General features: G+C 40.7%; 7 protein-coding genes. All 7 read right to left on the bottom strand.

The features are described from left to right. Positions 1–3: 3 nt before the first annotated feature. A complete protein-coding gene (rhaM, locus tag OCV73_RS02680) occupies positions 4–318 on the bottom strand; it encodes an L-rhamnose mutarotase (RefSeq protein ID WP_147548802.1) in 315 nt (104 codons plus the stop codon). Between the two features lie 11 nt (positions 319–329). After that, positions 330–2,105: a hypothetical protein gene (locus OCV73_RS02675; protein ID WP_147548800.1), complete on the bottom strand. Its 1,776-nt coding sequence runs from the start codon at positions 2,103–2,105 to the stop codon at positions 330–332. 127 nt (positions 2,106–2,232) lie between these two features. Then, positions 2,233–3,951 carry a hypothetical protein gene (locus tag OCV73_RS02670; RefSeq protein ID WP_147548798.1) on the bottom strand — a complete coding sequence of 573 codons (1,719 nt, stop codon included), beginning with the start codon at positions 3,949–3,951 and terminating at the stop codon, positions 2,233–2,235. A 29-nt stretch (positions 3,952–3,980) separates the two neighbouring features. Next, on the bottom strand, positions 3,981–5,792 hold the full coding sequence (locus OCV73_RS02665; RefSeq protein WP_147548796.1) for a GH32 C-terminal domain-containing protein: 1,812 nt from the start codon (positions 5,790–5,792) through the stop codon (positions 3,981–3,983). A gap of 65 nt (positions 5,793–5,857) precedes the next feature. After that, entirely contained in the window at positions 5,858–9,994 is a 4,137-nt protein-coding gene (locus tag OCV73_RS02660) for a LamG-like jellyroll fold domain-containing protein (protein WP_147548794.1), read from the bottom strand. Positions 9,995–10,088: 94 nt separating this feature from the next. Further along, the gene (locus tag OCV73_RS02655) at positions 10,089–11,843 is read right to left on the bottom strand and encodes a T9SS type A sorting domain-containing protein (protein WP_147548792.1); all 1,755 of its coding nucleotides are present in this window, start codon (positions 11,841–11,843) and stop codon (positions 10,089–10,091) included. Positions 11,844–11,924: 81 nt separating this feature from the next. Beyond that, positions 11,925–14,906, bottom strand: a complete 2,982-nt coding sequence (locus OCV73_RS02650) for a TonB-dependent receptor domain-containing protein (protein WP_147548790.1) — start codon at positions 14,904–14,906, stop codon at positions 11,925–11,927. Positions 14,907–15,414: the final 508 nt, after the last annotated feature.

Genomic DNA, 15,414 nt, shown 5'->3' with positions numbered 1-15,414 from the left:
TAATTATTCCATATAAAAAAGTTCTTTCAGCGGAATGGAAACCGGTGAATTATCCGGATTGACTTCCATTATGTCGGCCATATAATCCCACCATTTCCGGACGATCGGTTCCACTCCCAAATCCTGAGAACCGGTGTCGCTTTCATTCATCTGTACAGCGAAGAGAATATTCGTCTCTTCATCCCAAAAAATCGAATAATCGGAAACACCGTTTTCTTTCAAATATTTCTTCAACTCGGGCCAAATGGCATCATGCCGTCTTTTATACTCTTCCTCAAAACCCGGTTTGAGGTACATTTTAAAACTTGTCTTTTTCATGTCGTTTCAAATTATTTCGATGTTATTGTCCATACCTCATAATTTCCGGGAACAGTCGTTTCCTGGAAATAAGTATTCAAGAAACGATGTAAATCGTTATTCAACATCTGTAGGGCATCCTCCATATCCTTTCTTTCTGTCTGCTGGTTTTGCATATCACGTATAAGCAACGATTTAAGTTCCTGTACGTTCTCATCTTTTACCATACCCCATTTCTGAAGAGAATGACGCATGATATTTACCAGATTTGTTTCACGGATATGATAAGCATAAGAAAGCACTCTTTGCCGGAAACCTTTAAGCTCGCGAACTCCATCGTCAAAATCTTTCAGCAGATTCTCAGGTATATCTTTTCTGCATTCTGCAGCCGTTTCCAACGCTTTATCCATCAAAGAAGCAGTGGTCTCAAAACGCAATTGTGCATCTTCCATCATCCAAAAATGCGGATAATCGGATTCTACAGTACGCATAAATGCAGCCCGGCGGTTAGACAACCAAGAAGGAGTCACCCAAGATGCACCCTTCAGCGTAGCTGCTGTAAGTGCATGTTCCGGCTGGCTTTTTCCCACTTCCCGGGCATACCAGGAAATGTCCCAGGGATATATTTCAAAAGCTTCGGAAACAGACGTCCAGTATGACTTTACCTTTTCTTCGGCTTTCCCATAAGGTTTAGCCAATATGTCCAAAGCTGCTTTATCGGTTATATCTTTATCATTGAAAAAAATAGATGTAGTGCGCAGATTTACGTCTTCCCTACCGGGCAAGTTCCCATAATATTCTTTCATACCGCTCAATTTTCCGGCCTTGTCCATAGCACGTAAGGCACGTAAAGTAACCAACGGCGTAGGAATGGACAGGTAAGGTTCTGTTTCTTCGGTAGCTCCTCCCAGCCAGGACTCGCCTATAACAGGAATATTTCTTTTCTCTGCTAAAGTCAGCATATTCTTAAACCACCTGTCGGCTGAAAGAGCGAGCTGTACCTCCGTTATACTGGAATGGATAGATAATCCTACACATTCGGCATCAAGCATTTCAACAGCTTTATAGGTCTGTCCGCCCGAGATTTCCCAGGGTTCCCACCAAAGCCTTCCTTCCGGATTAAGTTCATGCCATGTTTGTGCCAACTTATTTACGAATGCGGTCACTCTTTTATCCAAGGGAACTCCGCTACAATGTTTACATTCTCCATCTTCACTGCATAACCAAGCATTCTGATCGTACGTATACATTAACAGATCATCCACCCCCGGAAATTCTTTATGAAAATTCCGTATAAGAGTCACATAACGCTCCAGGGTCATAGAATCGGTAATACACTGCGACAAGGGTTCTATAGCGGGATATTCCACAAAAGGTGCCCCAAAATGAAATATAGAGCGCATACCGTATTTCTCACACAAGCCTATTCGTTTTTTCAATTCGGCAGCCCGGCCGGCTACGCTCCGGGGGGAATGAATAAATGTAGTACTCGATCCCGTATTTTTATTCAACGTAGAATCAATATCTACCGGCAACTTATACTTATCGGGAACAGGAAGAACATCTTCCAGATTAAGCGGATCGTCTCCCGGTCTGTATCCCCACGCGATATTTAACTGCATAGCATTGAAACCGAGGTCTTTCATCAGCTTTATGTTTTGGTCATTCCATTCAATATCAGGCTTAGAGGGAGCACCCAATATTCCTACCCGATACATTATATCGTCTTTTTTCGCTCCGTCGCCAGTACAAGTTCCGAGTAAGAACGGCAACGATATCAACGCGAGATAAATTCCTGGATTTTTCATATAGGTATAAGATTAAAAAGATTACTGACAGATAATGTTTAGTAAAAGGGTAGCTTTATCACCGGGATTATAACCATAATCCCGGTGATCTATTTAAAGCTACAAACCTTAAAATAAGCAGATTGTGTTAATTATTGGGGGCGATCCATTTGCTCCAGTTCGGTTCTGCTTCCGAACGCCATGTATTCGGACAGAAATTCTGTTTCAACCAGGCTTTAGGATCACGGTTAAATTCCGCCAATTTAGTTTCGGCCATTTTATAACCGTTCTTGGCATCATCCTGCAATAAAGTTCTGATTCTTGCACATACTTTATCGAACTGATTCTGGTCATATTGAACAGTTCTGGCATCCTGAGCAGCCAAGGTAAGCATATAATGAATACCTTTGCCTTCTAATGAACGTGCGGTACTGTTCACAAAATCACGTTGTTTCCTGATATCATCAGCCTTTCCTTCATTCATGGCAATAGCCCGGTCGAAATATTCCACTGCTTTTTTATTCAGCTGAGCGGCATCCCGCAAACGGATTCCGGTATCTTCGAATATCCAGGGATGGGCGCTCTTAGCATCGGTCAGAATGAAGTTTGCACGACGGTTCGATTCCCAGATAGGGGTATCCCAAGTACCGTTCACGATTTTCACATAATCCCAGTCATGTTCACCTTTTTCGCCCTTATCCAATCCCAACGGACCGATGAGATAACTTACATCCCAAGGGAAAGCTTCTACCGCCTGAGCTACATATTCCCATGCTTTAATCATAAGAGGAGCCGTTTTTTTACCATAAGGAGCAGCGATTTGTTTAAGTAATTCGTCCAAAGAAGCATTCGGATTTTTCATCCAGGCCTGCAACATGGCAAAATTCACAGAATAGATAGAAGGGGCAAAGCCATAATACTCTTTCACACCTACAACTCCTGTCAGTTCTTTCCATCCGGCCATTTGTTCATAAACCAGACGGGGGAAATAATCGTCTATCTGATAAAGTCCGTTATACAAGGTGTGGTCGAATTCTCCGATAACCGGTATATTTCTTTCATAAGCATATTGTATCAATCGTTTTACACCCAGGTCGGATTTCAAAGAACCGTCGTTAAACGGATAAACTTCGTTACTGGTAGATGAATTCAACATAAGTCCGAAACCTGTAGGATCTATACCTTTGACAATTTCGATAGTTTGTCCCTTAGACAATTCCCAGGGTTTCCACCAAAGCATCGTCTCCGCATTCGGGCGGGATTCCTGCATAGCTGTTTTCAACAAATTAATAAAATGCGATACGCGTTCGCTAATGGGTATACCTGAACAACGCGGACAAGGACCGAATTCACTACAAATCCAAGCCTGCTGGTCAAAAGTATAAACAAGAATATCGTTCACCGTAGGAAAGTCTGCCATGAACTGTTTGATCATCTTCACATATTTTTGCTGAACAGCTTCATCCGATATACAGGCAGGTTTCACTGGGTCGGCATTAAGTACCCGGGGAATACCGAAATGTGCAATAGGTTTAAAACCGTATTTTTCGCATTGTGCGACACGGAATTTCCATTTGGCCATCTGTTCAGGATCCTGCAGATCTTCCAGATTAATCACTTCATTGGCAGGCTTTCCGCCCCATGCTATACTTAGCTGCAGCATGTTAACTCCTAAATCCTTCAACCCCTTCAATTGTTCATCATCCCATTTTATATCTTCAACGACAGACGGATTCCCGACTATCCCGATGAAATAGTCAAATCCGGCACGTCCGTTCTTCGAGGGATCATTTTTTTTCTGAGCCTGCATATTCTGCATTGAAAAAAGCAGAGCGATACTCAGCGTAATAAAACCAAACTTTTTCATTGTCAATTAATATTAAGTGTTATTAATAGTTATCTAATCTCTGGTGCAGCCATCCGGTATGTTCTCATATCGAGATCATAACTTCCGTCTTGCGCATAAAATATAATTTTATTATAAGGCAATTCGGGAAATACGATATTGGTCATATTGGTTTCTCCATTTCCTTCAAAACATTCAATAGAAGCTCTATCCACCAATATACGCAGCTTATAGGTATCTTTAACCTCAATATCGGCATGAACTTTTGCAGGAAATGTAGCATGAAAATCAACTACGCCGCTTTTTGTCCGGTCCACATATAATCTTTTTTCCGGAATACTGATAAAAATATCTGTAAACTCATTTTTCGGGTTAATCAGTTTCAACCCTACAATACCGGCAGTTATATTTTTTATCGTAAAATCGAGTTCATAAGCCCCTTTACCATAGGGATATAAATCGTCTATTACGTATTCTTTTTCTATCTTCGTATTTATATATTTGGGGTCTCTTCTCAATTTGTCTATTTCTATGACAGGATAACTAATTAAAACAGGTTTATTATTCCTAGTAACCAGTTTCAGTTCCTTGGGTACGGTCATAGCCCCTTTAAAACTGACGGACGGAACATCATTGGCATAATCCCAATTGCTCATCCAGGCAATAATAATCCTGCGACCATCTTCCCGAGGTATATCCGACCACGACACGGTCGCATAATTATCTTTACCCCAGTCCAGCAAATGCACTTCTTCTTTTTTAAAATCACAGGTAAATTTTTTCCCGTCAAAATCACCTACAAAATATTGGGTAACCGGTCCTCCTGACGGGCCACCGAGGGTACAGTTACAAATCAATACCCATTTCTTATTCGTAACATCTCCGTTTAAAGGAAGCTCGAACAGATCCAGACATTCCCATCCGCCCTGAGGTAAGCCGTAATCATTACCAAAGCAACTTTCATATGTCCAGTCGATAGCGTTTGGGGAAGTATATATTTCCAGAACCCGGTTACAGGCAACTGCCATTACCCATTCCTGATTGGGCTCATACCAAAAAACTTTCGGGTCGCGAAAATCGGGGGCAGACCTGTGTTTCAAAATCGGATTTCCGGAATATTTTGTCCAGCTTAATCCTTTGTCATTACTATAAGCCAGGCTTTGATGTAATTTCTTTTCTGCAGCATTGTACTGCGTATATAGTGCTAAAAATGTTTTTTCTTTTCCTGTCTGCAATTCGGATGTATTATTCCAATCCACCACACTGCTTCCTGAAAAAATCAATCCGAACTGGTCGGGATAGATCGCTTCGGGTAAGCTCTGCCATGTAACCAGATCACCACTTACTGCATGTCCCCAGCTGGTATTCTGCCCACGGGAACCGAACGGGTTATGCTGAAAGAATAAATGATAATTACCGTCGTAATATAACAGGCCGTTAGGATCGTTCATCCATCCGTACGGAGGTGTGAAATGATATACCGGACGATACTTTTCTTCTTTATTTCCTTCGAACGTATCCGATTGCCTTATGTCTGAACAGAAAATATCCGCATTGCTCCCGTTCTTCACCACTAATTCAACCTTCTTTCCTTTCCAGGCCGATATATCCATTGGGATACGGTAATCGATATTTTTTCCGGCAAATCTTATCAGATAAGCATGTTCCTGTTTTCCGTCCACTTTTACATCTACGGGTAATTCCAGACCCGGTTCTTCAAGAGGAAGAATGAGATACTTTTTATCAGCCGTAAAAGAAAGCACAATACTGCCGTCATCCTGTCTGGTAACCAATATATCATTTTTCTTTCCGCAGGAAAAAAACAGGGAAATCATCAAAAGAAATAAGAAGGATCTTTTCATAGCAAATAAATTTGTTTTAAAGAATTAAAAAGGGTGCATGGGTTACATACACCCTTTTTGCAGTCTTAATTCATGACGATTAATTTACGACTTACATATTCTTTAGCCGTAGTTTTCAGAGTGAGAAGATACACTCCAGCATCCAGCATTCCAATGTTATACGAATTATATCCTCCCTTGAACCTTGCAACAACGTTTCCCGACAGAGAATAAATACATATTTCATCTATATTCTCACTATCGCTTATATAGAGCGTACCTGTCGGGTTAGGGTTAGGATATATTCTGAATCCATCACTCTCCTTTTGAGGTTGAGGCTCTATCCAGTCCGTACCTCCCGAAGTAAATGTATATTCGAACGTACGCTTCTCTTTTGAACCCAACGTTACGGGTATTAATAAAGCCCCGTCTTTCATCTGGGAATCATCCGAACCGGAAACTTTAAGCGACGCCGGGATTTTAACACGTAATTCACGCGTTAATGTATTATCCGAATTATTCTCTATCTCTATTCTCATTCCATGCAGATCACGCTCAGCAGAAAGAGCCAATCCGCCTTTAGCCATCAGGTTATTGAATCCTACTTTCTTATATTCCCAATCGGTAGGGACGGCCGGGAAAATATCTATGGACTCATCATTATCGGGATCCATAAGCATCTGCGAAACATTACATATATATCCTCCGTGCGCTCCTATCTCCGGAGTCAGGAATAACTGGCCTCTCGATTCGGTAAAACAAGTTTCATCATAGAGAACATCGCTGCTCTCAAAATTCCTTAACCAAGATAAAGCATCATTTCCTAATCCGAGCTTGGAAGCAATAACTCCCATTGTTCCGTTATTGAAAATATAATCTCCCGTAGAGGATTTTGCAGAATTAATATAACTCGGTAAAATCTTACTGTCGCTCTTATCTACCACGCCATACCACCAGAGCGGAGACAACCACGTCGCATCTCCTTGTCCTTCCACGGCTACGGCCCCTACTCCGCCAGCGATCAGAGTATCTCCGAAGAGTGTCGTCGTAGGAATCAATATCTTATTTTCATATTTACTCCATTCGGGATCGGCGATGCCTCTTTTCACACATTCGTTATATCCCATACGTGCTGCCGATTCCTGTACAACGTTCGGCATGGCTCCGCAGCGGTAGTAATTGCCGTCCTGTATCAGGTCGGCCAATGAAACATAGGTTGTCGATTTAAGGATATCGTAAGCTTTATCTTTAAAGGCATTATCGTTACTATAGTCCAGGTAGGACAGCGCTATCAATGAAGCATTCGCCCCCGGATAATTTTGTTTCAGATTAATACCTTCTCCTGGGGTAGGTTGTTTACACATAGTTCCGTCATATCCCATAAGCGTAGTGTAAATAGCACCTGAAGGGTACCGGCGCGTAACATCGTAATGAGATATACCATCCACGGCATTGGATTTAGCCTTCGGTAATACGCTATACGTCCAGTCAGCTATATTTTTAGCTTCGTTCAAATGACCGGTATATAGAAGAGCCATCTGGCTTAATACTAAGTCATACTCGGGACAAATTGCTCCGGCAAAGCTTTCTATATCGGTAGAGTTACATCCGGGAGGAATAGACGTATTCCCGAAATAGATTCCATGATAGAACAACGATTGCGCATATAACTTAGCAACTTTTTCATCAGGTATAGATATTTGTGATTTGCCTAAATAATCACGCCACCAGTCGGAAGTTTCCTGTTTTACGGCTTCGTAGCCTTTCAGCCGGGCTGCATAAGCTTTGTTCCAGGCATGATCGTGAGGTACTTCAGGAGTAGCCGGATTAAACGTAGACGCAGGTGCGATATAGAAGGTAACTGCACCGTTCGCATCTGTAGCACTTACAACGGTATTATCTTTATCATAAACAACAGATGAAGAAGTTTCGACCGCTACAGCCAGAGAAGCAACAGACGTATTAGGGCGGGTAGCCGTAACTACGGTTCCATATGTACCGTCCTCACTCCTGGGTACGGCACTGCCTGTCCACGGATCATGTTCCGTATCGTATATACCGCTATTTCCATAGATTCTCACTACCTCGTCTACCATCAAATTCAATTTTACAGGAGACGGAGCTCCTGCATCCTCTATATGAATAACTAAAACGCCATCGGGGGTTACAAAAACCGTTCTTTTCGTGGTAAATTGTGTTCCGTCGACATTCAAGCCCAGATCGATATTCAATAAGCCTGTACGAATATCCAGTTTTTGGCTGAAATCGGTAATAGTACCAGGATTCAATTCATTTCCATATCCTCCTTTTATAATGAAAGGATTAAAGCGGTGGCCTTCTTTATCCCACCAGTATTCATAGCCGTAATAGGGTTTATGAATGTGCCAGGTAATACCGGCGGATGCCTGAGGAGCCTTTGTTCCGGCAAATCCCCAGGGATCTACCCGTAAAGCCGTACCGCCCAGACCGATAGGCTGATATTGGTAATCGGTACGATTCAGCTTATCCAATCCCGATTTTACGAAAGAACTGTTTTCCAGTATCGTATTCCAACTTTCCGAAACAGGAGGAGTCTTAGCATTAAATTCAATTTTGGTAATTCTCGTCGATGCTCCATACCAGTCACTTGCCGGATTAGCTGATCCGTTGTGAGGGATTTCAAGGCGAACAGATACAATCTCTCCCGAATATTTTGCACCCCACCCGGGATCGCTTTTTGCCAAATCGACAGATACGGAACGTTGTGCCGGATCAAGATCGAAATAAGCATACGCGATGGTACCGTCTGCTCTTTTAAGCTCGAACAAAGCTTTTGACATCGTATTCACAGGCCAGTTTACAGCTTCGTAAGAAATATCGCAATAAGGATATAATTCTGCATCGAAATTGGTAAGCACTTCTACCTGAGGGAACCACAACTGAGCTGTAGAGTGAGCTTTATCAACATAAGTCATCACCATAGCCCCGGGTTCGTAGCTTAATGAAACATCTCTTATCGAACCATCTTCAATTTCGTGCCAGCCTTCCAGATCTTCTTTGAAAGTCCATGCCGAGACCGTATTCAAAGGAATAGTTCCCAACTCGGCTATCTCTTTTTCGGTAAGTATATAGTTATAGACAGAAAGTTCATCCACAGAGGCCATCAACCCGTTACGTCCTATAACAAAATTACCTGTACGAGCATTTGCCGGAACTGCCAAAATTTCACCGACCTTTTTCCCATTAACATAGCATGTAATCATATTTCTACCGGCTACGAAAGCGATATGTTGCCATGTATTACTTTTCAATGTGGCGATATGTTCCCACAAGCGGTTATTTTTATATACCAGATTTCCTCCTTTTATGGCAATAGTAAAATCACCATTGTTATAAGAAAATATCTCTGCAGGCACAGTCGAATCTTTTTGACCTTCTCCGGTCGTTTTTATCCAGCAGGCTGCCGTCATTTCTGCAGATGTAAATAATTTAGATTCAGGCATGGTAAGCAAACTTTCACCATCCAGTAAAAGTCCTGCATCTCCCGATTTAGCGGCAACAGCCGATATTTGCGGATTCCCTGTAGCTTCCGCAACAAGTTCATTTTGTGTATCTGCAAAATCTTTATCGAAGTTCCATATCCGTACTTGTTCTCCTTCTTCAGGATCAGTATTCTGCGTATCTGTCAATACGACTTTATCTATGTAAGTATATCGTCCGTTAAACCAGTTCGTTGCGGGATTTGAAGCCGGATCGGAATTATGAGGAAGTTCCAGTTCCACCGATTTTATTTGTCCCGCATACGGAGTACCTCCCCAATCGGTCCTGACATTTGCCGATATATCTATTGAAACGAAATGTTTGGAAGGATCGATATCGGCAAAAGAATGTACGAGCGTATTATCTGTTTTTACCAGTGTTATGAGAAACTTAACCGGCATAACGGTGGGCCAGTTAGCTTCATAATATATTTCTAAATAGGGATAATCGGCAGCACTGAAATCCAGGTCATCTACCTTAACTGCCGGAAACCAAAGCTGAGATCCCATTCCGGAAGAACGTTTTGTATATGTCATTGTCAACTTCCCATTTTCCCAGCCGGCCACAACGTCACGGTCATCACCCATATCGTGCCAACCTTGTGCATCGGAGTCAAAACTCCATTCTATATCGTTTGCAATTAAAACCTGTGGGGATAACAATGAGAGAGCGAACAAAAAAGAAAAGAGCTTTATGATTTTCATGGTAAGTCTTTTTAATGTGATTTATTCCTCTTGTTTATCACGATCTATTATCCTGAAAACGGATAATAGATCGTGCATCAAATACTCCAGCACTTTACTTTTTGATGAATTTTTGTGTTATATGGATTCCGTTCGATTCGAATTTTACGAAATACAAACCTTGTACAAGATTATCAACCGAAACAGAACCTTCGTATTGTTGTACCGATTTAACCAATCTTCCTGTAGCATCGTAAACAGTTACAGCTCCGTCAACAACCCCGTCAATTCTAAACGAACCTTGAACCGGATTCGGATAAATATTAACCTTTTGTTGTATTTTATTCGATTCTACTCCATCTGTAATATCTATCTTATCTGTTCTCAGTTGATTTATCATGTGATCTTCAATAGCTTCTTTGTTCTTCAGCCATTGAGCTTTTGCTTCGGGGAACCAGTTTAGGTCACCTGCCGGTAGAGATTCTATAGAGAATGTCTTTGCTGTTTCATTGGTATAAGAACCGTCGAATAACGGCCATGTTTCATTCTGACCTGCATTTCCATCGGGATCCCAATACCAGTTATATTGAGTAAAATCTTCTCCTGTTGTGCTAAAATAGTCTTTCTTCATAGCCGGTACTACCCATTTCGCCATAATATCGGAATGTTCTTTGATACGGGAATCGGTAAAATTAGGATTTATATCGTATTTGTTGCTTACGGCTTTCCAGGTAGGATGATCTCCGCTATTATATATCTTCGCCTGAGGATTTTTAGCCAATGCTTCGGACAATTCTATTCCCCTTGCCGGAGCATCATCGGTCCATACCAAAGGCTGGAAATAGAATGTATTGGGTTTTCCTTCTGCTGCGCACCAGGCTTTAAGATTATCCAGATTATCTAAAAAGGCCTGATTTTTAAATTCGATATTGTAACCTACATAACTTGTCATCTTATCGAATCCCCAATCGATCATCACCCCGTTTTCTTTTACCTGAGCACTGGGATGCGACCAAAGTAACTCTGAAACACTTCCCGTAGGATAGTTATCCCAACCGCCTACCCATGCTTTTTCATAAGGAATTACATGGCAGTCATACAGCAGGTTATTGGTAAAAAAGAATTTTTCCTGATTGGACATCCAATCGATCTGGGACATGTGATGAATAAACGTATTGTGGTTTATCAAAGTAAAATTACTTTTTACAGGAGCGCAATTATCTGAAAAAATAGATGTGCTTAAACCTACAAATGTGTTATTTTCCACATAAAGCGTATCTACTCCAAATTCCTGATTAGGGAAAAAGAAATTCACCGGACCGTTCACACTCGCATTTTGGGCTGTAAGTCTGTTGAACAAGTTATTGGTAAGGTAAATTTTAGGACTTCCACCGGGAGAATGGATAGGATTTCCGGCCGGATCCAAAACACAATTATCAATATTTACTCTTACGTTATTTCCTTCAATGCACATAAAGAATTGTGTATTGAAAACACCGTCCGTCGAAGCATTTACAAAATATATACCTTGTAAGGTAATATTAGAAAAGACCTGGAACATGTAAGAGAATGGTACGCCTCCGGTTCCGCTCGTTTGTAAAGTAGCAGGAATTTCGGGATGAGGATCATCAGCATCGGGAGTACCGCCGCCGATAATAGTAAGCTCAAAATCCTCGTTTGTTATAATTTCATCCAAGGCATAATAACCGTTATATCCGTCCTGCAACCGATAAATCCTGTCACCTTTGTATTGTTTGATAGCAGCATTCAAAGTACCAGTACCGGGTTCTACATCCAAAATCTCTTTTGCCGACACAAAAGAAACGCATGATATCATACATGCAAGTAATAAAAAAGTAATCTTTTTCATGGCACATGAGTATTAATAGAACCCTGAATATTTATTTTATTCCGGGAAACGCAGGGTTCTGTAACGTTTCCCGAAAATTATTTAAAATCTGTACTTAATTCCAAGATCAGCCGTCACTCCATACTGTTCTACCGTTATTGGCCGGGATTCTCCTCTGTACCTGATACGGTCTTCACTATTGGTAAGATTTCCTACCTTAAGCAATATCTCGATCAGACCCTTGCTTTTCAAATCAAATCCGTAAGAGGCATTGAAGTCAAGACGACTATATGGTTCATTCATAATATAAAGACGTAAATCGTTAGGATGGGTCGTCTGTATCTTGTCCGACGTGAACTGATAAGAGAGATAACATTTAAAGGCCTTTACTTCGACTCCCAGCGTAACGTTCACCATGTGTTTAGGCATTCCCGTCATAGGTTCTATTACTACCGAATCCTGACGTCCGGTTACTTCATACCGGGAACCTTCGGGTTTGTATTTATAAAGTCTCGTATACGGATTGGGAGATTTCCCGAACGTATAGGTATAATTGGCACTCAAAGTAAGATATGATAAAGGTTTCGGTAAATATCCGAATGAAGACTGCCATTCTACTTCAAATCCTTTTAATGTAATATTATAAGGATGATTTTCATATACTGTCATTTTGACCAAATCGTTATCTTTAAAAATAGGATCGGGAATAGGGTCTCCTTTTATTCTCGTATATGCTCTCGACCACAGTTTGTTATCAACCGATTTTAGAAAACCAGTCACTGAGAATAGTCCCAATTTACCGCCGTGGAATGTGAATTGCAGGTCATGACTGCGCCAAAGTTCTGTTTTCAGATCTGAATTTCCCGCACTATATCTGTAGTTCGAGGGATCCTGGGTACTGTAGAACTCGAACGGAGCTACACCGTCCGAAGGACGTCTTACGGTATGGGTATACGAATAATGGATATAGAACCAGTTGGTGGGTTTCACTCTCACATGAATCATCGGCAATAAGAAACGATCTGTACGGGTATGCGTCGTATCACGTAATCCGAAAGCTGATTTCATATCCTCATACACCGAATAAAAACGCGTCACTTCATTTCCCTTGTATGCCTTCATATCGGACCTCGTATATTCAAATCTCAAACCGGGTATAACCATCAGCCATTTTCCTAAATTAATCTCGGGCATGATATATACGGCCGCATAATGATTCTTATCATTCCTGTCGCCCATAGCCGAACCTTCCAAATCATAGACAAACCCGGAATATCTGGGGTCATCGCTCAATCCTCCGGTAGCCCCTGACAAGAATTTATCTTTTCCGTTTTGTTTCCAGTCATCAAATACCTGATTGCTCCTGTCAAAAGAATATTTATCGCCAAAGATATAATCGCCTCCCAGGAAATTCTTTTCCTGTCCATCGGTCTGCAGTTCTACATAGCCCGAAGAATAGCCATATTTGTCTTTTACAAAATCACTAAAAAGAGCATTGCTGCCGGCATAAGCATGCGAATAAGTCCTATCTACTTTATTACGGGAGTAACGGTATTTTGCCCCTATTTTTATATTTCCTTTCAACCAACCGTTATCTGTTTCAAACGGTACTTCATAATCGATGCGGGGAGTAATGCTCCAATTGCTTGTTTCGGTCCTGTCTTCATTCATGGATTCCAGTTTGGTTCCGGACAAATTGTTCAATATGGATTCAAAACTATTCGCAACCTCAGCCGGAGAAAAAACTTTAAGATCGTCCCGTTTTAATCCATCTGCACGCGTCGATGATGAATAGGCCCAGCTTCTTGTTCCGGGATTTTTGGAACGATTGTATGAATAACTGACTCCATATTGCAGGATCGAATTCAAAAAACCGAATTTAGTTTTTCCGTTCAGATTATTCGTAATTCCAAAATTACGGGAAACGGGCGTTTCGTTCATATTTACATAAATAGGAACTGTTGCTGCTCCTCCTTCCGGATTGAAACTCTTGGATTGCGTAGAAACATTAGAGTTACTTGTCGAAGCAAATGTTTGGAAATTAAGTAATGTAGAGGGACTGGCTATATAATCCAGTGTCAATACAGCAGACTGTTTATAATTTATTCTTTTATTCAGACTCAAATTGATAGCGTTGATATAAAACGGATCGTTAAGATTCGTCGTATAGTTCGTATTATATCCGGCATTCATCAAACTGGTACTCCGGTTTACACGGTCGGCATTGAGAGAGAGGAAAAAACCAAGCTTATCGTCAAAGAAACGGTTACTTACCTGTCCTACAAAATTATAATTCCCAAAATCATTGTTCTGTCTGTTATAGCCTGTTTGGGCTATAATACTGTAATGAAGCCCTTTAGGGGTCTCTCGCAAAGTGAGATCCACCGAACCGGCTACCGCATTACCTTCTTGATTGGCGGTAAGACTCTTAAATACTTCAACTCCTTGTAGGCTATAAGTAGATATGGTTCCCAAGCTAACCGGAAGAGGTTCACCGTTAATAAGTACTTTAGAATAAGCTTCGTCAAGTCCTCTTAATAAAAAGCCGGCACCTTCACCTCCCACACGCGTTACCGAAATTCCCGGCAGACGGCCTATTGCTTCGATGGTGTTCACATCCGGATTTTGCTGAAGTTTCTCAGCGGAGATGACATTTTTTATCGTATTTGAATTGATTTGTTTAAAAATGGCGTTCTTCTGTCCTATCGCCTGAGCTGTTACTACAACGTCTTTCAGTTTATTAACCTCCAACTGCATAACGATTTCTTTTCCGTTTACATCTTTAGCAGGAAGAACCTGGGCTTCATAACCCAGATAAGAAAATTCGATATTGGCATCGGAAGCGACATTATTTAATGTAAATTTTCCGAAATTATCGGTAGCCGTTCCTATACCGGTATTCTGCACTCTTACGGTTACGCCGATCATAGGACCATCGCTATCGACCACACTTCCCGAAATTTTGATCTTCGTTGTTGATGATTGCGCAAAACATGAACCTCCGGGTAACTGGATAAACAGCACACATACCAACAGAGCTATTATTTTACTGTTTACATGTAGCAGGTGTGATAGTTTTTTCATGGGTATTATTGTATTAAGTATAAAAACTAAAGATGTGATTTCAACAAGCTATTTTAATAATAAATTATACTTTTATTTCTTGTAAATTTTGACCGCTAAAAGTAAAAGGCCGCAAATTTGTTTTTGATATTAGAATTACTGTAGCAAAAATAAAGGAAGGAAATATGATTTTATTTATAAATATGATTGAGTTATTATAAAATCTGACTGTTTTTATATTTCAAAGAAAGAAACGAAATTACTGTTTTCTAAGTTTTTATGTTAAAACAAGCCCGATATGTTATAATATTTCTGCCTTATAAACATTATATATAGGTAGTTATCAATGCATCACATATTTTGAATAAAAACGGAGCTTAGCGAAACATTTATTATTTAGTTCGCTAATCTTAATTTATAAAATATGCTTCGGGTAATTTTTTCAGATTTTCACGGCTATTTCTATAAGCCGGTCTTTTATTTCCATCATATATCCCATTCATATATGCCGAAAAGAAAAAATGGAAAT

Origin of the sequence: Barnesiella propionica (genome assembly GCF_025567045.1) — a bacterium.
Taxonomy (GTDB): domain Bacteria; phylum Bacteroidota; class Bacteroidia; order Bacteroidales; family Barnesiellaceae; genus Barnesiella_B; species Barnesiella_B propionica.
This window is presented reverse-complemented; position numbering and strand designations above follow the sequence as displayed.